Genomic DNA, 20,280 nt, shown 5'->3' with positions numbered 1-20,280 from the left:
GTCACCCCTTGACGGCGCCCGCGGCCATGCCGGCCATGATCCGCTTGTTGAGCAGGATGAACACGGTCATCAGCACCAGAATGTTGAGGCTGACGGCTGCGAACAGGGGGCCGTACTGCGTGGAGCCGTACTCGTCGCCGAGGCTCAAGAGGCCGACCTGGATCGTGGCCATCGCCGGCCGCGTCGTGAATGTCAGCGCGATGAGCAGATCGTTCCAGACGCTGAAGAACTGGACGGTGCCGACGGTGAAGATGGCGTTCTTCATCAGCGGGATGCCGAGGACGAAGAACGAGCGCAGCGGGCCGCAGCCGTCCACCGTCGCCGCCTCGAACACGCTCCGGGGCACCGACCGGAAGTAGGTGGCCATGAGGAACGTCGTCAGCGGCAGGCCCATGGCCGTGTAGGTCAGGATCAGCGGAAGATACGAGTCGGTGATCCCGATCTTGAAGTACGTGATGAACAGCGGCACCAGGATCATCTGCCCGGGCACCATGATGCCGGCGAGGATGTACAGCAGCACACCGCCGCGGCCCTTCCAGACCATGATCTCGAGGGCGTACCCGGCAGCCACGCCGATGAACACGATCATGATCACCGACGGGATCGTCACGATGATGCTGTTCATGTAGTTGATGCCGATGTTGCCGGTGGTCAACGCGGCGACGTAGTTGTCGAAGCGCCACTCCGACGGCAGCGACAGCGCCGGGTTGGAGAGGAATTCGCTCTGGCTCTTGAAGGACCCCAGGATCATCCAGATCTGTGGGTAGAGCACGACGACCAGCAGGATCGTCACGCCGATCCAGATCGGGAGCCGACGCAGCGCCCGGCGCAGGGTTCTCATGTTCTGCGCGCTGCGGCTGCTGCGGTCCCGCACGGGGCGGCAGGGGCGGTGGTTGTGGTCACGGTCACTCCTCAACCGGCTTGCGCGACGACTTGAAGATCGCCAGCGTGAACACCAGACAGAGCAGGGTCAGCACCATCGCGATGGTGGATCCGTACCCGTACTCGGCGTACTCGAAGGATGTGCGGTACATGTAGAGCGTCAGCGGCGCCGTCGACGTTCCCGGCCCGCCGTTGTTGAGGGCCAGAAGGCTGTCGAACACCTTCAGCGTCGAGTTGAGGCTGAAGATCAGCGACGACATGAGGATCGGCAGCGACAGGGGCAGCACGATGTGGCGGATGAGGCGCCAGCCGTTGGCTCCGTCGAGGCGTGCCGACTCAAGCACCTCCTCGGGGATGTCCAGGAGGCCGGCGAAGAGCAGAATCGCGTAGAAGCCCATGGACGTCCACAGGGTCATCACGATCGCCGTCAGCATCGTGCCGTAGGTCGTGGCGAGCACCTCGACGCTCGGCCCGCCGAAGAAGTTGATGATGTCGTTGACGGGGCCCTGGTTGTCCCCGACCGCGACGAAGCTCTTGAACAGCAGCGCGACGGCCACGGTCGGCAGGATGGCCGGGAAGAACACGATGGTGCGCAACAGGGTCGAACCCTTGCGCAGGCCGAAGACGTACAGGAGCGCCAGCAGGTAGCCCAGCGTGACCTGGCCGATCGTCGCGATGATGGCGAAGCTGACGCTCACCTTCAGCGACTGGATGGCGGCATCGTCGCCGAGGAACGCGACGAAGTTGTCGATCCCCACGAACGTGAAGCCCCGCAGGGAGTTGCCCTCGAAGAAGGACAGGCCGAACGACCACAGCACCGGGACCACCTTCAGCAGGGTGTACACCAGCAGCGCCGGGGCGAGCAGAATGATGACCGTCCTACGGTCACCGAAGATCGAGTTCACGTGTCTCCTTCGACTGGGTGCCTGTCGGCCCGGCCCGGCTCACGGGGAGCCGGGCCGGGATCGCGATCAGCGGTTCTCGTCGATGCTCTTCTGGAGCTGGGCCATGTAGTCCTCAGCGGACATCTGGCCCGTCACCAGGAGCGTCATGTTGGTCGAGGCGAGCGAGTTCGACTTGGGGTCGAACAGGGCCTCGAACCACAGCACGGTCTCGTCGATGCCGGCGATCCGCTCCTGGATCTCGGCCGTGTTCGGCGAGAGGTCGGTCACCTCGCCGTTGACCTTGAAGCCGGAGATGGTGCCGGTGCTCTGCAGCGCCTCCTGGCCGTAGTTCGCGGCGATGCACTTGACCCAAGCCTCGGTCTTCGGGCCGTAGGCGTCCGACGAGAAGACCATCGGGGCGCCCGCGTTGGCCGGGTACTGGTCGATGCTGCCCTTGCCGCCGTCGACGGCCGGGAACGGCATGAAGCCGACGTTCTCGGCGCCGATCGTGTTGCGGTCGGGGTCGTTGATGGCGCTGAGGAACCAGGTGCCGTCGTAGAACATGGCGGCCTTGCCGGACAGGAACATGTTCTGCGCCTGGTCCATGTCGCGGCTGGAGACGCCCTCGCCGAAGTAGCCCTTCGCGGCGTAGTCGGCGAACGCCTTGGCGCCTGCCACATAGGCCTCGTCGGTCAGCTTGGCCTTGTCGTCACGAATGTCGGCCATGGCCTCCGGTCCGACGTTGCGCTGGATGTACATGCCGATGACCCGCGTCAGCGGCCAGCCTGCGGCACCTGCCTGCGAGATCGGGGTGACGCCGGCCGCCTGCAGCTTCTCCGAGATGGCGACGAACTCGTCCCAGGTCTGGGGCTCCTCGATGCCGTTGTCAGCGAAGATCTGCTTGTTGTAGAAGATGCCCTCGATGTTGTACTGGTACGGCATCGAGACGACGCCGCCGTAGACCTTCTCCTCCGTGGAGACGGCCGCGGGCAGGACGTTGTCCAGGGCACCGACGTCGCTCAGGTTGATGACGAGCTTCGCGGCGCCGAGGTCGCCGTCGGGGCGGACCATGGCGGTGCCGGCGATGCTGTGGGCGGGCATGGCCCCCTGCGAGGCCAGCAGCGTGACCTTCTGCACGACGTCGGCCTGGGCGACCGTCAGCATCTCGATGGGCAGGGCCTCGTTCTCGGCCTTGCACTGGTTCCCCGCCAGCGCCTCGAGGTGTTCACGCAGCGCGGGATTCTCGTTGGCGGTCTGGACGGTGAACGTCTTCCCGTCCTTGCCGGTCGCGGCGGAGCCGGCAGTGGTCTGGGCGCCGCCGGTGGGGGTGGTGCCGGGGTCGGCGCCCTCCCCGGTCGTGCCGCAGGCGGTCAGGGGCATGGCGATGGCCGCAGCCACCAGCGCCCACTTGCCAACGCGGGCAGTGATCTTGTTCATGTCGGACGTCCTCCTCGACGCAAGGATTTTCAGGGCCTGGCTAGACACTCATCAATGAGAATCTATTCATTAGTGACGAGGCTAGCACAGATCCGGCCACGTATCATAACGATTCAATTACGAATGATCAGTCGACGGCGAAGGTGACCGTCCAGCTCGCCCGCGTGAGCGGGACGCGATAGCGCTCGGGCAGCGCCGGGCCGACCGAGGCGGACCCGATGCCCTGCTGCGCGTGGTCCAGGTTCAGCCAGACACGCCCGCTGTCGACGAGGTCCTGCGGATGCCGGGCGCGCTCCAGCGCCTCGCTCGTCCAGCGACGCGCGGTGAAGGCGAACTCGTCCGGTCCGAGGAACCGCAGCGTCGGCAGCCCGTCGCCTGCCAGCGTGAGCCAGCGCGTCCCCATCCGGTTGCCGTTCTCCTGGGGGGTCGGATAGTCGACCTGCAGGTCGTCGATGGTGGACGCGTGCCGCCCCACGACCGCCGCCGCCGTCGAGTCGACGTAGCTCTCCTGCGGTCCGAGCCCGAACCACTCCGCCCGCCCGTAGCCGCCCGGCAGCCCGAGCCGCAGCCCCAGCCGCGGGACGACGATGTCGCGATGCATGTACGGGGTGTCGCGCCAGGGACCGACGAAGTCCACGGTGACGCTCAGGTGCAGCACGTCGTCCACGCACGACCAGCGCAGGACGGTGTCGGCGGCGTGCGGATGCGTCGACGAGGATGTGCGCACGACGACCTCCAGACCGTCGTCCCGGATCCGCACGCCGTCCGTGCGGTGCTGGAGGCGGTCGAGCCCGACCGCCGTCCAGACGGCGGCAAGGTTGTTGCGCTCCCCCTGGCCCCGGTCGTTCTCGGTGGGGGCCCGGTAGAGGTCAAGGCGGGGACCGTCGACGGGCACCCCGCCGAGCCGGATCAGCGCACCGGAGGCGGCGTCGAACTCCCCCGGGCCGAGGAACACGACCCCGTCGCCCTGCCGCGGCGCGACAGGGCTTCCGGCCGCGGGAGCGGGAGCCGTCCGGGCCAGAGCCCACTGGCCGCGCGCGACGAGGTGCCCGGCCGGAGCCCAGGCGGTGTCCTCGCGCTGCAGCCCCCGGACCGTCAGCCACCAGTCGCCCGGCGCCGCCCCGGGGTGCGCCGGGAGCGGGAGGGTCGCCGCCTCACCGGGCGCGAGGACGGGGACGGCAAGGTCACCGCCACCGACGCGGACGCCGTCATGCTCCAGCAGCCATTCGAAGCGCAGCGACGAGGTGTCGACGAAGTCCTGGGCGTTGCGGATCAGCACCCCGTCGTCGGCCGCCCCGATCTCCACCGGCTGCAGGACGGCGGCCAGTTCGGCCAGCCCGGGCCCGGGGTCCGGTCAGCGAACAGCAGGCCGTCCAAGCAGTAGCGGCCCCCGTTGGGACGATAGGCGACGTCGCCGCCGTGCATGACGAACTCGTTTCCGGCACCGTCGACGTGGCGGAAGCCGTGGTCGATCCACTCCCACACGAAACCGCCGCAGATGCGGGGGTGGGACCGCATGATGCGGTGGTAGTCGTGCAGCGAGCCGGGACCGTTCCCCATGGCGTGCGCGTACTCGCACAGCAGGAACGGCAGCGTCCTGCGCCGGGCGTCCTCCTCGTCGCTCACGCCGTCGGGGCGCTCCTCCTCGCGGCGGCCGATGGCCTCGAGACGCTCCAGGTCCGGGTACATGACCGAGTAGAAGTCGGAGTTCCGGTAGCTGGGGTCGCGCTCGTAGAGGATCGGGCGGGAGGGATCCCGGTCGCGGATCCACGCCTCCAACGCGTCGAAGTTGGCGCCCGTCCACGACTCGTTGGCCATCGACCAGATGACGACGCTGGGGCGGTTCTTGTCGCGTTCGACCATCCGCTGGATGCGGTCGAGCATCGCGGGTAGCCACTGCGGTTCGGTGGGCGGGTTGCCCTCCCAACCGGCGTAGATGAACCCGTGGGTCTCCAGGTCGCACTCCTCGACCACCCACAGCCCGATCTCGTCGCACAACCGTAGGAAGTCCGGGTGCGGCGGGTAGTGGCTGGTCCGGACGGCGTTGATGTTGTGGCGCTTCATCTCGAGGATGTCGCGCAGCATGGTGTCGCGGTCCAAAGTCCGGCCGCGCTCCCAGTCCTGCTCGTGGCGGTTGACGCCCCGGAAGAAGACCGGCGCCCCGTTGACCAGCAGCCGGCCGTCGTCGATCGTGACCCGGCGGAACCCGATGGCAAGGGTGACGGACTCCGTCCCGGTGGCGAGCGTCCCGCGGTAGAGGCGTGGGGATTCCGCGCTCCATGGTTCGACGGCGACCGTGGCGGTCTCGCCCGCCGCCAGCACGAGGTCGAGCTCGGGGATCGTGACGACGGCCGCAGCATCGGCGTCGACCCGCAGCGTGCCCAGGCCCGTCTGATGGTTGTAGTCGGCATGGACGAAGTGGTCGTCGATCGTGCCGGGAAGCCGCTCGATCAGCTCGACGTCCCGGAAGATGCCGGGGAGCCACCACATGTCCTGGTCCTCGAGATAGGTTCCGGGCGACCAGCGGTGCACCCGGACGGCCAGGACGTTGCGGCCGGGGCGGGGCCGGACGTCGAACTCGGTCTGGAGCCTGCTTCCGGTCGTCCAGCCGAGCCGCTCCCCGTTGAGCCAGACGGTGGCGCAGGAGTCGACACCCTGGAACCGGAGCACGCCGGCGGCGATGTCGGTGTCGAATTCGAGGCGGTAGTCGCCGGTCGGGTTCTCCTCCGGGATGTGCGGCGGGTCGAGCGGGATCGGGAACGCCGTGTTGGTGTACAGCGGACCGTCGGCGGTGCCGAGCAGGGACCGGGGCCCGTCGGCCCCCGGCGGGGTGACGGGTTCCAGCACCCAGTGCGACGGCACGCGAATGGTGTCCCACGCGGTGTCGTCGAAGTCGTCGGCGACGAAGCCGCCGCCGCTACCCGCGGCGGTCGGCGACAGGCGGAACCTCCAGCGCCCGTTCAGCGACTGGGTTCGCGCATCGGTGACGGCGTCGGCCCGCGGGGCGCGCCGCCCCTCGCCGGGAAGGACGGAGTTCAGGGGGGTGGTGTGCACGGTTGTCTCCTCGGGGTCAGGGCAGGCGGCGGATGCGCAGCGCCACGGGCGCCGTCGGCGGCAGCGCGACAGGCTCGGCAGCCCGCGCATAGGACTCGTTGCGCCCCACCTCGTCGAGCTCGAACACGGCGTCCACCGGCGCGACGGTCATCTCCCACGTGTCGATGACGTCGACGGCGTAGCGCTGGCCGGGCTCGAGCCGCTCTCCCAGCAGTCCCTGCGGCAGCCGGAACGTCCAACCGCCCGGGTGCGTGTCGCCGAGGTAGCGCAGGTAGGCCCGGCCGGGGATGCCGACCACGAACTCGTCGTCCCACCAGCTGTCGACAGGCTCCAGGCCCGCCCCGCCGATCTCGTCAAGGATGCTGCGCAGGAAGGCGAGGCGTCGCGGGGACTCCCCCTGCAGCCGTCCGCCGGCGACCATGTGCAGACTGCCGTCCTCCCGCTCGAAGCTCTCGCCGTGCGATGCGTAGGCGCCGCCGCAGATCGTGGTCCAGAACCTGTGCACGAGTTGCCGCCCCGTCAGGCGGCCCCAGCGCAGGGCGATGTCGCCCTCGTAGCAGATCTCGTCGAGGATGACGGCCTTGCCGTAGACGTCGCGGAACAGCCCGACCCGGCCCGCGTCGTCCGCGGCCTGCCCCTGCTGGATAGACGAATGCGTGATCCAGGGCCGCCGATTGTCGTAGAGACGGCGCCAGTTGTGGATCGAGCGCGGATGGTCGTAGGGGTCGAGCGCGCGGACCAGCTCCCCCGCCCTGTCCCAGCGCTCGTCCGGGCGGTCGAGGAGGTCGTACTCGTTGCACAGCGACCACCAGACGTGTGGGTGCGCCGCCAGCCGGGCGACGACGTGGCGCAGGTAACGGGCATCCTCGTCCTCGGTGAGGCGGTTGAGGCCGTAGGCGTCGTTGTCGTAGGCGTCGAGGAGGAGCACCTCGGCCTGAATGCCTGCCGCACCCAGGAGTTCGACGGTCCGGTCGAGGCGGCGGAAGAACTCCGGCACGGGGCGCGAGGCGTCCCACCCGCCGTCGGCGGTCCGCTCCAACGGCATCACCTCCGGGGTGCGGACGACGTAGTCACCCGCCTGCGGGAACACCATGAACCGCAGCTTGTTGAAGCCGGCGGCGGCGAGGTCGTCGATGGTCTCGCGGATGGCGTCGTCGCTCTGGTGGAGCAGGTTGTAGGCGGTGCTGCCGAAGGGCCGGAAGGGCGTGCCGTCCGCGTGCGCGAAGTGGAAGCCGACAGCCCGCACCGGGCCGTGGGCGTGCGACCCGGCGGCCCCCACGGCGGGATCGACATCGACGACGCCGGTGAGGCCGTCGAGCTCCGGGTGGGGACTCTCCGCATTCCACTCCCAGCGCCCCTCTTCCGGGGCTGCCCAGCGGACGACGCAGCCGCCGTCGCCGTCATCGAATCCCTCGACCGCCATGGCGAGGCCTGAGGGGTGCGAGAACCGGAGCAGGATCGGCGGCCTCGCGGAGGGCGCGGGGACGATGCGCGGCCCCGAGGTGGGGAGGCGGAACTCGGCGACGTGCCAGCGCGTGGTGCGGGTGGGGAACGTCATCCCGGTGGGCAACATTGCATATCCATTCATAGACGCACAGGTATCCACAGTCTTGGGTGCGGTGGCGCCGTTGTCAACCTTGTTGCCGCCGTTGCACCAGCCGGGTCCCGCGCCGCGCTGGGTAGGCTCGACGACATGCCAGCACCCGGCACCTCCGCTGACCTCCCGCTGCTCGACGCCGTCGTCATCGGCGCCGGCCAGGCCGGGCTCTCGGCCGCCTACCACCTGCAGCGGCTCGCCCTCGACTTCGTCGTCCTCGATGCCAACGACGCCCCCGGCGGCGCCTGGCAGCACCGCTGGGACTCGCTGACGATGCACGATGTGCACGGCGTCGCCGACCTCCCCGGGATGCCGGTGCCCGACTTCGATCCGGCCGCCCGCGCGAACGTCACCGTCCCGGCCTACTTCGGCGAGTACGAGGCCCGGCTCGGCCTGCCGGTCGAGCGGCCCGTGAGGGTCACCTCGGTCGCACCCGAGGCCCCCGGCCCTGACGCGCCGCTCGTGGTGACGACGACGGCGGGCTGCTGGCGAGCCCGCTCCATCGTCAACGCCACCGGCACGTGGGACACGCCGTTCCTGCCGTTCTATCCCGGTGCCCGCGGTTTCCGCGGCCCCCAGTTCCACACCGCCGGCTACCCCGGGCCGGAGTTCTTCCGCGGCCTGCGCGTGGTCGTCGTCGGCGGCGGGCGTCGGCGGTGCAGTTCATCGGGGAACTGGCGGACATCGCCGGGAGCATCGCGTGGGTGACGCGGCGGACCCCCGTGTGGCGCACCGGCGACTTCGACCCGGAGGCGGGGCGCGAGGCCGTCGCCCTCGTCGAGGAGCGGGTGCGTCGCGGCCTCCCTCCGAAGTCGGTGGTCAGCGTCACGGGCCTGATGCTGCGCCCGCAGGAGCGACGGGCGGCGGAACTCGGGATCTACGCGGCGAGGCGGCCGATGTTCACCCGCGTCGAGGCGGACGGCGTCCGCTGGGCTGACGGCTCGTTCGAGCCCGCCGACGCGATCGTGTGGGCGACGGGCTTCCGTCCGAGCGTGGCGCACCTGCGGCTCCTGCGGCTCCGGGGGGACGCGGGCGGCATCCAGTTGGAGGCGCCGCGGGACCCGCACACGTTCACGACGGCGACCAGGGACCGGCGGATCCACTTCGTGGGCTACGGCCCGTCGGCGTCGACGATCGGGGCGACGCGGGCGGGTCGGGTCGCGGCGCTGGCGGTGCGGGACCAGCTGAGCGTCGGCCCCTGAGGAGCGAGCGCCAGCGAGCGTCTCGAAGGGCCCCACACCCCGTGCACAAATCTGGCTCCAACGAGCATTGCGCTGGCTGGAGCCGCGGCTACGCGCATATGCACGCAGCGGCGGCTCAGCGGAGATTCGTGCTCGGGGCCCCTGAGGATCGACCCTTCGACAAGCTCAGGGAACACCGGCCCCTGAGGAGCGACCCTTCGACAAGCTCAGGGAACACCGGCCCCTGAGGAGCGAGCGCCAGCGAGCGTCTCGAAGGCGCTCCCTGAGGAGCGAGCGCCAGCGAGCGTCTCGAAGGGCGAACAGCGAACGGCGAACGGCGTGACCTCAGAAGTCGAAGTCGATGTCCGAGATGAAGTCGCCGATACCCTCGACGAAGCCTCCGAGGCCCTCAGCGACGTCGCCGAGCCCGCCGACCATGCCCTCGATGTCGAACAGCCCGTCGAACCCGCCGTCGCCGAACATCGACATCGTCCAGGCCATGTCGAAGCCGACATCCATCCACATCAGCCCGTCGAAGAGATCCTCGCCGCCGATCTCACTGCTCGCCTTGGCGACCTCGCCGAAGACCTTCGCCCAGTGCGCCGCCACCCCGAATACCAGGGCGTACGGCAGGTAGCGGCTGAAGATGCCGGCGGCCTCCTCGAAGGAGAACTGCTCCGCCTCGGCGGTGGCGAGGTACTTCTTGAACCCGAGCGCCTGGATCTGGACGGCGGTGCCGACGGCCGTGCGCGGCACGCGGGCCGAGAACTTCTTCTTAAAGAACACGATCGAGGAGATGATGACGACGGCGCTCACGATCGACCAGACCGTGACCCCGTTGGCGAACATGGCCAGCAGGTAGGCGGCGACCGCGAGATAGCCGAGGATCGACAGGCAGCCGAACGACGACCGCGGCGCCGGGCTCTTCTCGTACCAGCCTGCCGCCACCGTCTCGGCGTACAGGCTCTGCTGCAGGCCCCGCAGGTCGTCGCCGCGCTGCCTGGTCCAGTCACTCATCAGCACTCCGGCTCCGGCTGCGGCGCCGCGCATCGACCGTATCGACTCCAGCAGCCGCGTCTCGAACGGGGTGAGCTGGTCGGCCGGCGCGGTCGCCGACAGGGTGATCTTCCAGTCGCGGGCCTTCTTCTTCGGATCCTTCGCCTCGGCCTCCGCCTGGATCGCCTCGATCTTCAGCCAGCCCCGCACGGCAAGGTCGACGATCGTGGCGGTGATGTCGCGCATCTCGGCTTTGCCGTCGACGATGGTCCCGATCAGGCCGGGCGTCATCCCCCGCGGCGGCGAGAAGGCGACGGCGACCTCGCCCGAGTACTCGCGGCCCGGCTGCACCTTGACGACGTTGCCCTGCACCCCGGGCGGCGGCACCAGGCCGGGCGTGATGTCCGCGAAGATCCGGTCGTGATAGAAGCGGTTCGCGACCGCCCCTGCCGCGAACAGGACGCCGCTGACGAGTACCGCGATGGTGAGGAAGCCGATGTCCATGGGGGTCATGGGTTCCATTGTGCCGGGTCGACGGCGCGGGCCCGACCGATCAGGGGTGACCGATCAGCGCACGATGTCGTAGCGGGCCAGCTTGGCCTTGTCCGCCTTGCTCGTGGCGCCCTGCAGCGCCAGCAGTTCCGCGTAGATGCCGCCGGTGGTGGCCAGCTCGGCCGGGGTGCCGATCTCGTCGATGCGTCCCTCGCGGAGTGTGATGATCCGGTCGACCGAGGAGATGGTCGAGAGGCGGTGCGCGATGATCAGCGTGGTCCGTCCCTCCATCAGCTCCTCGAGCCCGGCCTGCACGGCCCGCTCGGACTTGGTGTCGAGCGAACTGGTCGCCTCATCGAGGATCAGGATCGGCGCGTCCTTGAGGAGGGCGCGGGCGACCGAGAGCCGCTGCTTCTGCCCGCCCGACAGCTTGACTCCCCGCTCACCGATCTCGGTATCGAACCGGTCGTGCAGAGAGCCGATGAAGCCGCTCGCGTTGGCACGGCGGGCCGCCGTCTCCAGCTGCTCGTCGGTGACGTCGCCCAGGCCGTAGGCCATGTTCTCGCGGATCGTGCCGGAGAAGAGGCTCGCATCCTGGAACACGACGCCGACCTCGCGGCGCAGGGCCGCTGTCGGCACCTCCGCGACGGATTGCCCGTGCACCCGGACGACTCCGGCAGTGACCGGGTAGAGCTTCATGATCAGGTTGACCAGCGTCGTCTTCCCGCCGCCAGATTCGCCGACGAAAGCGATCCGCTCGCCGCGGTTGACCTGCAGGTTGATGCCGCGCAGGACGAGCTCGTCGGAGTCCGAGTAGCCGAAGTCGACGCCGTCGAACTCGATGACGGGGTCGTCGTCGCTCCATCCGACCCGCGCGACCGGCGCCGCCTCGAGCGGGTTGTTGGGCTCGTCGATCTTGTCCATGACCTTGAAGTACTCCAGGCTGCCGGCGACGGCGCGCTGGGTCGCGTCGACCCAGTAGCTCATGGACGTGACGGGCTGGCGCGCCATGCTGGTCAGCTGGATGAGCAGCACCATGGTGCCGACGGAGTACTGGCCGGTCGCCGTCTGCCAGAAGATGATCGCGTAGATGACGAAGAAGACGACGTCCAGGGCGCTGCGGCGCCACATGTCCATGCTGTGCCAGAAGCGCGACTGCTGCTTCGTGAGAACGACGGCGTCGCTGTAGTGCTGGTGGAAGGAGTCGGCCTCGCGGCGCTCGGTGACGAACGACTTCACGACGCGCATCTGGCCGATGACCTCGGAGAACCGGCCGCCGGAGATGTCGTAGTGGTCGTTCTTCTGCTTCTCCCACACCTGCCACTTGCGCGATGTGAGCGCCGTCAGCCACACGAAGGTCGGGTAGATGATGATCAGCAGCAGGGAGATCCACGGCGAGTAGAACGCCGTGATGACGAGCACCGCGAGCAGCGTCACCACCGTCGGGAAGAAGCCGTTGGCGAAGATCTGCAGGAAGTCCGTGATCGACGTGATCGACCGGTTCAGCCTGGAGATGATCGTCCCGGTCAACTCGTTGTCGTAGTAACGCTGCGGCAGCCGCAGCAGCTTGCGGTAGTAGCTCGTCGACAGGATCGTGCGCAGCCGCACCGACATCACGTCGCCGAAGTAGCCGGCGATGTTGGTGATCGCCGAGTTTGCGAGCGCGACGACGAGCAGGAGCACCGCCAGCCACATCAGGTCGGCGACCGAGCCGCCGCGTCCCTCCGCGATATCGACGACGGTGTCGGTCGCCCGGGCGATGACGAACGGCGTCAGCAGCGCCGTCGCGGAGGTCGCGACGGCGCCGATGACGACGGCGAGGTAGAGGGGCCACAACTGACTGGCCGTGGTCATGATCTTGGCGATGCTGCGCACTGAGGCTCACTCCTTCGCCGGGCACTCTACCCCTTACCACCCCGGGGTCCACATGACGCAGGTTCGCGCCTAGGCGCGCACCTCGTCCAGGGTCATTCGCGGGAGGCTACGGATGCCTCAGCTCAGGGAACTGACAGCGCGTCAGGCGACTTCCGCGGGCGTGGGGTGCACCTCGACGCCGAGTTCGGTGAGCAGTTCGGTGATCCGGCGGCGGATGTCGTCGCGGATGGGGCGCACGGAGTCGACGCCCTGGCCGGCCGGGTCGTCAAGCTTCCAGTCGAGGTAGGTCTTGCCGGGGTAGAACGGGCAGGCGTCCCCGCAGCCCATCGTGATCACGACGTCCGAGGCCTCCACCGCCTCGCCGGTGAGGATCTTCGGCTTCTCGTGCGAGATATCGATCCCCTCCTCCAGCATGGCCTCGCGCACGGCCGGGTTGATGGCGTCGGCGGGCGCGGAGCCGGCCGAGCGCACCTCGACGGCGCCGCGCGACAGGTGCTGGGCGTAGGCCGCGCCCATCTGGGAGCGGCCCGCGTTGTGGACGCAGACGAAGATGACGGATGGCTTGTCGGTCATGGGGTGCCTCTCTGGTGGCTCAGTTGGTTGCGGGTTCGGGCAGTTCGTCGATGAGCTTCCGGACGCGGCGCTCGATCTTGTCGCGGATGCGGCGGACGTCGCCGAGGTTGGCCTCGTTCGGGTCGTCGATGTCCCAGTTCTCGTAGCGCGTGCCCGGGAAGACCGGGCAGGCGTCGCCGCAGCCCATGGTGATCACGACGTCGGCGGCGCGCACCGTCTCGTCGGTCCAGGGCTTGGGGAACTCGCGCGAGATGTCGATGTTGCGCTCCGCCATGGCCTGCACAGCGACGGGGTTGACCTCGTCGCCCGGCTCGGAGCCGCCGGACCAGGCGATGGCCTTGTCGCCGGCGAGGGCCTCGAAGAAGCCGAGCGCCATCTGGGAGCGGCCGGCGTTGTGGGTGCAGAGGAACAGGACGACGGACTTGCCGTCGTTGCGGTGGCCCTCGAGGCGGGCGACGGCCTCGAGCCGCTGCCGCGCGAAGCGCTCGGCGATCAGGGGCAGGAACTTGCGGATCTTGGCGCTGGCGGCGAACTGGTCGAAGGAGCTCACGAGGAACCGCTCGATGGTCTCGGTGCCGAAGAACTGGCGGAAGTCGTCCTCGAGGCGGGCGGTGGCCTGCCTGAGCGCGTACTTCTCGTCGAGGGCAAGGCTCTCCCAGGTGCGTTCGGTGGTCATGACTCTTCTCCTTGGATGCTGTGGTGCAGTGCGTCAATGCGCTGGGCCAGCTCGGTGCTGGCGGCGTCGAAGGCAGCCGGGGTGTCGGACATCACGGGATCCGGGATGGACCAGTGGAGGTGGGCGGGTTCGATCTCGCGGCCTGCCGAGTCGCAGACGGAGATGATCAGGTCGTCGTCCTCCAGCAGGCCCTGGGCCTGCCGGGGGACGGCGTGGCTCAGGTCGAGCCCGAGGCGGCCGGCGGCGCGGACGGCGCCGGGGTGGACCTGCAGCGCGGGATGGGTGCCGGCCGAGACGGCGGGGATGTCGCTGGCCCGGTGCCACAGGGCCTCGGCGAGTTGGGAGCGGGCGGAGTTGGCGGTGCAGACGAAGGCGATCCGCTTAGGCCTGGCCATCGGGCGCGACGGCAGGACGGCGCGCGCCACCTGGGTGAGTTGCACATAGCTGCTGCGGCCGTCGACGTCGGAGCGGCGCTTCCGGACGAGGCCTGAGTCCTGGAGGATGCCGAGGTGGTGGGTGAGGAGGTTGCCAGGGGTGCCGAGGGCATCGGCGAGGGCGCGCGGGGTGAGGTCGCCGTGTGCGAGTTCATCCAGCAGGGCGAGGCGGGTGACGTCCCCCAGCGCGGCGAACATCCGGGCCCTCTCGGCCAGCTCCATGGACACTCCTTCAATCAAGCTTGATTCAATCCTAGTTGAATTATCTTCCGGTGTCAATAAGCGCACCCCCCCCCACCTGCCGATCGCCCACGGCGTACACTTCAAACGTGCTTGAATCGAATCTCCTTGAAGTGACGGCCCACGCGGAACTGCTCGCCGTCATCGCGGACCCGCTGCGCCTCACGGTGATCCACCGCCTGGCCCGCGAGGGCACGCGCTGCGTCTGCGACCTGCAGCCCGAGCCCCCCATCCCCGACAACCAGCTCAGCTACCACCTCAGGGTGCTGCGCGATGCGGGGCTGGTCACCGCCGCCCGCCGCGGCCGCTGGATGGACTACACCCTTGCCAACGACGCCCTCGACCGGCTGCACGCGGCGCTCCCCCAGCGCGAATTGGCGGAGGCGATCTAGGTGACCCAAACCCTCCAGAAGACGGACGGCGACACCCGCCTGCGCCTGCTGCTCGCTGGCGGTGCCGTCGTGTGGGTCCTGCTGTGGCTGGCCAACGAACGCGTCTGGGACGGCCTGGTCGCACTGCTGGGCCTCGACCTCGAATCCCGCGCCGTCGGCGCCGTCCACTTCTTCTTCTACGACACCGTCAAGATCTTCCTGCTCCTGCTCGGCCTCATGTTCGTGGTGGGCATGCTGCGCGCGTCACTGGACCTGGAGCGCGCCCGAACGTTCCTGGAGGGTCGCGGCCTGTTCGTCGGCTTGATCCTCGCCGTGGTGCTCGGCGTCGTGACCCCGTTCTGCTCGTGCAGTTCCATCCCCCTGTTCATCGGCTTCGTCGCCGCGGGCATCCCGCTGTCGGTGACGCTGACGTTCCTGATCGCGTCACCGCTGGTCAGCGAGATCGCGGCCATCATGATCGGCGACCACTTCGGCTGGGACATCGCGCTCTGGTACCTGCTCGCGGGCAGCGTCCTGTCGATCCTGATCGGCTGGGCCTTCTCCCGCTTCCAGCTCGACCACTGGGTGGAGGACGTCGTCAAGAGCGGTCGCGTCTCCCAGCTACGGGCTGAGGGGCACAAGCCCACGCTGCGCGAACGCGTCGACGCCGCCGTCGAGGAGAGCAAGGACATCTTCAAGGACGTCTGGCTCTGGGTGCTGCTGGGCGTCGGTCTCGGCGCCGCCATCCACGGCTGGGTGCCGGAGGACTTCTTCGCCCGCTTCGCAGGGCCGGAGAACCCGTTCGCGGTCATCGTCGCCACGGTCGCCGGCCTACCGCTCTACGTGAACGGCGCGGGCGTCGTCCCCGTGGGCGAGGCGCTGTGGTCCAAGGGCATGTCGCTCGGCACCGTCATGGCGTTCATGATGAGCTCCATCGCCCTGTCCATCCCCCAGGCCGTCATGCTGCGGAGGGTGCTGAAGCCGCCGCTCCTGGCGCTGTTCTTCGGCGCCGTCGCCGTCGGCATCATGGCCCTCGGCTTCCTGTTCAACCTGTTCGGCTGACCCAAACCACCAAAGGAGACACCATGAAGATCAAGGTCCTCGGCCCCGGCTGCAAGAACTGCATCAACCTTGAGAAGAACACCCGCGCCGCGCTCGCCGAACTCGGCATGGAGGCCGACGTCGAGAAGGTCACCGACTACGGCGAGATCGCCGGCTACGGCGTCATGAAGACGCCCGGCCTCGTGATCGACGAGGAGGTCGTCCTGAGCGGGAAGGTCGCCAGCGCGGCGGAGGTCGCCGACCTGCTGCGCGCCGCCACCAAGTAGGGCTCCCACCGGCCACTCCCCCCGGCCTAGCTGCGGGGTCTTCTGCCGATCAGATCGGCGCAGGCAGCACCGCGCGCGAACACCGGAATCACCTCGAGGGGAGCCTCCACGTCGACGCGGCGACCGCCCTCGTGGACGGTGCCGGTGGCCAGTTCGGTCCAGGTCTGGCCCGCCGGCAGATACACGCTGCGGGAGCGGGCGCCGGGCTCAACGACGGGGGCGACCAGCAGGTCGCCACCGAACAGGAACTGGTCGGTGATCGTCCAGGTCTCGGGGTCGGACGGGAAGCCGTGGAACAGGCCGCGCATGACGGGCTGCCCGTCACGGTGGGCCTCGGCCATCGCCTCCCTGGTGTAGTCCCGCAGCTCCTCGCGGAGGAACAGGTGGTCGCGCAGGATCGGGTAGACCTCGTCGCCGTAGCTCCACACCTCGTTGTCGGCGCCGGAGGCCAGCCGCCGCGAACCGTCGGCCGCCTCGACGGGGTGGCTGGGCAGCCGGTCCCCGTGCAGCCGCATCACGGGCAGGAAGGTGCCGAACTGGAACCACCGCACGAGCAGCTCATGGAAGGCGGGATCGGTGATGTCGCCGCCGTAGAAGCCGCCGATGTCGGTGGTGAACCACGGGATGCCGGCCACCCCCATGTGGACTCCGGCCACGATCTGGGCGCGGAGCGCCTCCCAGGTCGAGGCGATGTCACCCGACCAGACGAGGGCTCCGTAGCGCTGCGATCCGGCCCAGGCGCACCGGACGAGGTTCACGACCTCGACGCCGTCGGCCGCCTGCCCCTCGTAGAAGGCGCGGGAGAAGTGCTGCGGATAGACGTTGCCGACGGCCTGCGCCTGGCCGGCGTGGAACCGGTAGGCGGCTGCGTTGTAGATGCCCCATTCCGGCTCGGCCTCGTCGAGCCAGTAGAGGCGCACGCCGCGGTCGCCGTAGTTGCGGCGACAGGTGTCCCACAGCCACTGACGGGCCCGCGGGCTGGTCATGTCGATGAACCGGCTCGGCCCCTCGAACCACATCTGGACGTCGATGCCGTTGTTGCTGGAGGCGAGGTGACCGGCCTCGGACAGCTCGTCGAAGTTCTCCGACTCGAGCGCGACCTGCGGCCACACCGAGACCATCAGCTCGACGCCCAACTCCTTCAGCTCGGCCGTCATCGCCTCGACATCCGGCCAGAACTCGTCCTCGAACCGGTAGTCGCCCATCTTCGGCCAGTGGAAGAAGTCGGCGACGATCACGTCGAGGGGCAGGCCGCGGCGCTTGTGTTCGCGGGCGACCTCCAGAAGCTCGTCCGCGCTGGTGTAGCGGAGCTTGCACTGCCAGAACCCGAGGCCGAGCTCGGGCATCATCGGCGCGTGGCCCGTCGCGTCGGCGTAGGCGCGGTGGATGGCGGCGGGCGTGTCGCCGGCGACCACCCAGTAGTCGATCTGGTCGGCCACCTCGGCCACCCACTCGGTGCGGTTGGCCGCGAACGTGGCCCGTCCGATGGCCGGGCAGTGCCAGAGGAACCCGTAGCCGGCGCTGGACAGGAGGAACGGGACGCTGGCCTGCGAGTTGCGGTGGGCCAACTCCAGGGTGGAGCCCTTCAGGTCGCCGGTGCCGTCCTGGTACTGGCCCATGCCCCACAACCGCTCGTCGGCGGGGGACTCGAGCGACAGGGTGGCGCGGTAGCCGCCGCCGGGCAGCGGCTCGAAGCGGCGGGCATCACGCTTCAGCGCACCGCCGCCGGACAGCTCGCTGAGCAGGATCCGGTCGTCGGCGTCGCGGAACTCAAGCCGGCAGTCGAACCCGAGCTGTCCTGCCTGCCAGTCCCGGCCGACGCTCTGCCGGGCGACGACGGTGATCGCCCCGCACACGAGCGTAGCCGTGTCGCCGTCGACGGTGACGGTCGCATCCGTCTCCGGCGCGGGCAGCAGGGCCCAGTCGGTGTCGACGACGTCGCCCAGCCTGGAGCGGACGCGGACAGCGCCCTCCCCCCAGGACTCGACGAGCAGGGTCTCTGTGCCGCCCCGCCAGAGCAGCGAACGGTCACGAACTTCGAACATGCAATGCCTCCTTTGGCATCTCGGGGCGGCGAGGAGGCCTGTCCCCCACAGGTACTGGGTGATGAGGAAGGCGGCCGGGGCAAGGCCGAAGACGGCGGCGAGACCCGGCAGCAGGACGTAGGCCGCGGCGACCGCCAGCACACCGGTCGCCATCAGCAGCGACTGTAGCGGGCGGCCCACGGCGAGGACGGCGCTGCCGCCCCGATCCTCTTCATCCTCATCGACATATGTCCTCTCTTCATTGAGATCACGCGCTGGGTAGCCAGACGCGCATGGCACCGGAGGCCCTGTTGCCCCAGGTGTGGAAGGGGATGGCGCGCACGGCGACGGCCTCCCCGGTGGTGGAGGTGCTGATCGGGCCGTAGAGGACACCGTCGGGTGTCCTCGTGATCAGCCCGATCTCGAGGGCGCCGTCGGCCTCCCCCGGAGTCCTGGTGGGGTCGACGAGCGTGTCGGCGAGCTGGACGCCCTCGGGGAGGTCGGCCTCCTCCACGCAGTAGACGACCGGGCCACGCTCGAGGGCAAGGCAGCCGCGGACGGCGTCGATCCTGTGGTTCGGGGAGGTCCACCGCGCCCCGAGCGGAAGGTCGAGGACGAGCGTCCCGCCCCCGAGGACGACCTCGGCGTACCCATCGGCGGCGGGACTGACTGCGGCGCCGTCGATCGTCGCGCCGGCCGCCCACGCCGGGATCCGGAGACGGAGCTTCACGCCCGCGGGGCCAGAGATCTCGACCCGGCCGTCGTCCGGGTAGCTGGTGTGCACAGTGACGGCGCCGCCGCCGAGCTCGACAGGAAGGTCGACCTCGACGCCCGTGTACTGGTGCAGTGCCAGCGCGTCGCCGTCGACAGAGGCGACGTAGGCGCCGAGCTGGGCGAAGACGCGGGCGATGTTGGGCGGGCAGCAGGCGCAGGCGTACCAGGGGGTGCGCTCGCGCGGGGCGTTCTCCTCCGAGTAGCGGTCGGGCCGCAGCTGCAGCGGGTTCGAGTAGAAGAAGCGGGTGCCGGTCTCGTCGAGCGAGGCCGCGAGCGCGTTGTAGAGCTCGCGCTCGATGACGTCGCCGTAGCGGGACCCGCCCTCGGCGAGGTACATGCGCCAGTTCCAGTGGAGGTCGGCGATCGTGGCGCACGTCTCGGCGTAGGCACGGTCGGACGGGAGCTCGTAGTCGTCGCCGAAGGCCTCGTCCCTGTGTCGCGAGCCGAACGCGCCGGTCAGGTACATCTTGCGGTGGTGGGCGCTGTCCCACTGGTCGCGCATGGCGTCCAGCAGCTCGTCGTCGCCGCCCTCGAGGACGAGGTCGGTGACGCCGGCGTTGAGGTAGAGCTGGCGGACGGCGTGGCCGACGGCGGCGCGGGACTCGCGGACGGTGGCGTGGTCCTGGAAGTAGCGGGCGCCGAGCCCGCCGACCTTCAGCAGCCCGCTGCCGCGGTGGTCGATCTGGTGGCGGGCCAGCGCGAGGAAGCGGTCCTCGCCGGTGTGGCGGTAGAGCTCGACCAGCGCGGTCTCCAGCTCGGGGTGACCGCAGTAGCCGACCTGGTCGGCGCCGGGGCCGAAGGTGCGGTCGACCAGGTCGACGAAGCGGACGGCGATGTCGAGCAGGTCGCCCCGGCCGGCGGCCCGGTCGAGCGCGACGGCCGCCTGCACCAGGTGGCCCAGCACGTACATCTCGTGCGTCCAGTCCAGCTCGGCGAACTTCTTCTCGGGGTGGACGCCCTGGATCCAGGTCATGACGTAGCCGTCGGCCTCCTGCACCCGCCCCACGAGAGCGATGACGTCGTCGAGCCAGGAGTCGAAGGCGTGGGTGCCGGTGCGGGCGATCTCCCAGGCGACGGCCTCGATGGTCTTGTAGACATCGGAGTCGGCGAACCAGAACCCGCGCCACTGCGCATCGGACTCCCCGATGACGCGACGGAAGTTGTCGAGGTTGCCGGCCTCCTCCAGTTGCCCGATGCAGTGCGGGATGGTGGCCGCCGCGTTGCGGGCCTGCCAGGCGCCGAGGCGTGCCGACGGAGTGATCCTCACTGCGGGCACCGCGAGCGGACGGCGCACGCCGAGGGCGCGCGGAGCCACAGGGGAGACGAGCGTTGCGGTATCGGTCACCACTGACCCTTTCATCGCTGAAATTCAGGAACGGGACCGATTCTGCGTCATTTGATTCAGCGTTGTCAACCACAAGACAACCTTCGGCATGGCCACAGTTTCATAACGACGTGTTGG

Annotated in this window: 18 protein-coding genes; 5 read left to right on the top strand and 13 right to left on the bottom strand. The window is 69.3% G+C overall.

The window, feature by feature from the left end; all coding sequences use genetic code 11:
• Position 1: 1 nt before the first annotated feature.
• The 6 genes from H9L22_RS16020 to H9L22_RS16000 form a co-directional block, all read right to left on the bottom strand.
• A complete protein-coding gene (locus H9L22_RS16020; protein WP_187720773.1) occupies positions 2-841 on the bottom strand; it encodes a carbohydrate ABC transporter permease in 840 nt (279 codons plus the stop codon).
• A gap of 64 nt (positions 842-905) precedes the next feature.
• Positions 906-1,787: a carbohydrate ABC transporter permease gene (locus H9L22_RS16015; protein WP_187720772.1), complete on the bottom strand. Its 882-nt coding sequence runs from the start codon at positions 1,785-1,787 to the stop codon at positions 906-908.
• 66 nt (positions 1,788-1,853) lie between these two features.
• A complete protein-coding gene (locus H9L22_RS16010) occupies positions 1,854-3,203 on the bottom strand; it encodes an ABC transporter substrate-binding protein (protein ID WP_226965931.1) in 1,350 nt (449 codons plus the stop codon).
• A 127-nt stretch (positions 3,204-3,330) separates the two neighbouring features.
• A complete protein-coding gene (locus tag H9L22_RS19225; protein WP_226965930.1) occupies positions 3,331-4,509 on the bottom strand; it encodes a beta-galactosidase small subunit-related protein in 1,179 nt (392 codons plus the stop codon).
• Positions 4,476-6,257 (bottom strand): glycoside hydrolase family 2 TIM barrel-domain containing protein, encoded by a 1,782-nt coding sequence (locus H9L22_RS19220; RefSeq protein WP_226965929.1) that lies wholly within the window; start codon positions 6,255-6,257, stop codon positions 4,476-4,478. Before H9L22_RS19220 ends, H9L22_RS19225 begins: the two co-directional genes overlap by 34 nt.
• A gap of 16 nt (positions 6,258-6,273) precedes the next feature.
• Positions 6,274-7,830, bottom strand: a complete 1,557-nt coding sequence (locus H9L22_RS16000) for an apiosidase-like domain-containing protein (protein ID WP_226965928.1) — start codon at positions 7,828-7,830, stop codon at positions 6,274-6,276.
• Positions 7,831-7,950: 120 nt separating this feature from the next.
• On the opposite strand from H9L22_RS16000, the gene H9L22_RS19215 reads away from it, so the two are divergent.
• Positions 7,951-8,562 (top strand): FAD-dependent oxidoreductase, encoded by a 612-nt coding sequence (locus H9L22_RS19215; protein ID WP_226965927.1) that lies wholly within the window; start codon positions 7,951-7,953, stop codon positions 8,560-8,562.
• The gene (locus tag H9L22_RS19210) at positions 8,559-9,056 is read left to right on the top strand and encodes an NAD(P)/FAD-dependent oxidoreductase (protein WP_226965926.1); all 498 of its coding nucleotides are present in this window, start codon (positions 8,559-8,561) and stop codon (positions 9,054-9,056) included. The genes H9L22_RS19215 and H9L22_RS19210 overlap by 4 nt, the downstream gene beginning before the upstream one ends.
• A 324-nt stretch (positions 9,057-9,380) precedes the next feature.
• On the opposite strand, the gene H9L22_RS15990 is transcribed toward H9L22_RS19210, so the two are convergent.
• The 5 genes from H9L22_RS15990 to H9L22_RS15970 form a co-directional block, all read right to left on the bottom strand.
• Positions 9,381-10,544, bottom strand: a complete 1,164-nt coding sequence (locus tag H9L22_RS15990) for a DUF2207 domain-containing protein (RefSeq protein WP_187720771.1) — start codon at positions 10,542-10,544, stop codon at positions 9,381-9,383.
• Positions 10,545-10,598: 54 nt separating this feature from the next.
• Positions 10,599-12,398 carry an ABC transporter ATP-binding protein gene (locus tag H9L22_RS15985; RefSeq protein WP_187720770.1) on the bottom strand — a complete coding sequence of 600 codons (1,800 nt, stop codon included), beginning with the start codon at positions 12,396-12,398 and terminating at the stop codon, positions 10,599-10,601.
• Positions 12,399-12,539: 141 nt separating this feature from the next.
• The gene (locus H9L22_RS15980) at positions 12,540-12,971 is read right to left on the bottom strand and encodes an arsenate reductase ArsC (protein ID WP_187720769.1); all 432 of its coding nucleotides are present in this window, start codon (positions 12,969-12,971) and stop codon (positions 12,540-12,542) included.
• Between the two features lie 19 nt (positions 12,972-12,990).
• Complete coding sequence (locus tag H9L22_RS15975; RefSeq protein ID WP_187720768.1) at positions 12,991-13,647, bottom strand: arsenate reductase ArsC; 657 nt, start codon at positions 13,645-13,647, stop codon at positions 12,991-12,993.
• Positions 13,644-14,303 carry an arsenate reductase/protein-tyrosine-phosphatase family protein gene (locus tag H9L22_RS15970; RefSeq protein WP_187720767.1) on the bottom strand — a complete coding sequence of 220 codons (660 nt, stop codon included), beginning with the start codon at positions 14,301-14,303 and terminating at the stop codon, positions 13,644-13,646. The genes H9L22_RS15975 and H9L22_RS15970 overlap by 4 nt, the downstream gene beginning before the upstream one ends.
• A 107-nt stretch (positions 14,304-14,410) precedes the next feature.
• On the opposite strand from H9L22_RS15970, the gene H9L22_RS15965 reads away from it, so the two are divergent.
• From H9L22_RS15965 to H9L22_RS15955, 3 genes are read left to right on the top strand one after another with little or no spacing between them, the layout of a single operon-like run.
• Positions 14,411-14,713, top strand: coding sequence for an ArsR/SmtB family transcription factor (locus H9L22_RS15965; protein ID WP_226965925.1), 303 nt, complete (start codon positions 14,411-14,413; stop codon positions 14,711-14,713).
• Positions 14,714-15,754 carry a permease gene (locus H9L22_RS15960; protein ID WP_187720766.1) on the top strand — a complete coding sequence of 347 codons (1,041 nt, stop codon included), beginning with the start codon at positions 14,714-14,716 and terminating at the stop codon, positions 15,752-15,754.
• A gap of 23 nt (positions 15,755-15,777) precedes the next feature.
• Positions 15,778-16,020, top strand: coding sequence for a thioredoxin family protein (locus tag H9L22_RS15955; protein WP_187720765.1), 243 nt, complete (start codon positions 15,778-15,780; stop codon positions 16,018-16,020).
• Positions 16,021-16,046: 26 nt separating this feature from the next.
• Here H9L22_RS15955 and H9L22_RS15950 read toward each other — a convergent pair whose 3' ends face one another.
• Both H9L22_RS15950 and H9L22_RS15945 read right to left on the bottom strand, forming a co-directional pair.
• The gene (locus tag H9L22_RS15950) at positions 16,047-18,218 is read right to left on the bottom strand and encodes a glycoside hydrolase family 31 protein (RefSeq protein WP_226965924.1); all 2,172 of its coding nucleotides are present in this window, start codon (positions 18,216-18,218) and stop codon (positions 16,047-16,049) included.
• 94 nt (positions 18,219-18,312) lie between these two features.
• Positions 18,313-20,163: a glycoside hydrolase family 127 protein gene (locus H9L22_RS15945; RefSeq protein ID WP_226965923.1), complete on the bottom strand. Its 1,851-nt coding sequence runs from the start codon at positions 20,161-20,163 to the stop codon at positions 18,313-18,315.
• Positions 20,164-20,280 lie beyond the last annotated feature (117 nt).

The sequence above is a fragment of the Tessaracoccus defluvii genome (assembly GCF_014489575.1).
In the GTDB taxonomy this organism is placed as follows: Bacteria; Actinomycetota; Actinomycetes; order Propionibacteriales; family Propionibacteriaceae; genus Arachnia; species Arachnia defluvii.
The sequence above is the reverse complement of the archived record's forward strand: the minus strand, read 5'-3'. Positions and strand labels throughout refer to the sequence as shown.

Coding starts and splice junctions, on each gene's coding strand:
- H9L22_RS16010 (WP_226965931.1), bottom strand. CDS start 3,203: ATGAACAAGATCACTGCCCGCGTTGGCAAGTGGGCGCTGGTGGCTGCG.
- H9L22_RS16020 (WP_187720773.1), bottom strand. CDS start 841: ATGAGAACCCTGCGCCGGGCGCTGCGTCGGCTCCCGATCTGGATCGGC.
- H9L22_RS15955 (WP_187720765.1), top strand. CDS start 15,778: ATGAAGATCAAGGTCCTCGGCCCCGGCTGCAAGAACTGCATCAACCTT.
- H9L22_RS15970 (WP_187720767.1), bottom strand. CDS start 14,303: ATGGAGCTGGCCGAGAGGGCCCGGATGTTCGCCGCGCTGGGGGACGTC.
- H9L22_RS16000 (WP_226965928.1), bottom strand. CDS start 7,830: ATGTTGCCCACCGGGATGACGTTCCCCACCCGCACCACGCGCTGGCAC.
- H9L22_RS15975 (WP_187720768.1), bottom strand. CDS start 13,647: ATGACCACCGAACGCACCTGGGAGAGCCTTGCCCTCGACGAGAAGTAC.
- H9L22_RS15950 (WP_226965924.1), bottom strand. CDS start 18,218: ATGGCGACCGGTGTGCTGGCGGTCGCCGCGGCCTACGTCCTGCTGCCG.
- H9L22_RS15990 (WP_187720771.1), bottom strand. CDS start 10,544: ATGACCCCCATGGACATCGGCTTCCTCACCATCGCGGTACTCGTCAGC.
- H9L22_RS15980 (WP_187720769.1), bottom strand. CDS start 12,971: ATGACCGACAAGCCATCCGTCATCTTCGTCTGCGTCCACAACGCGGGC.
- H9L22_RS19215 (WP_226965927.1), top strand. CDS start 7,951: ATGCCAGCACCCGGCACCTCCGCTGACCTCCCGCTGCTCGACGCCGTC.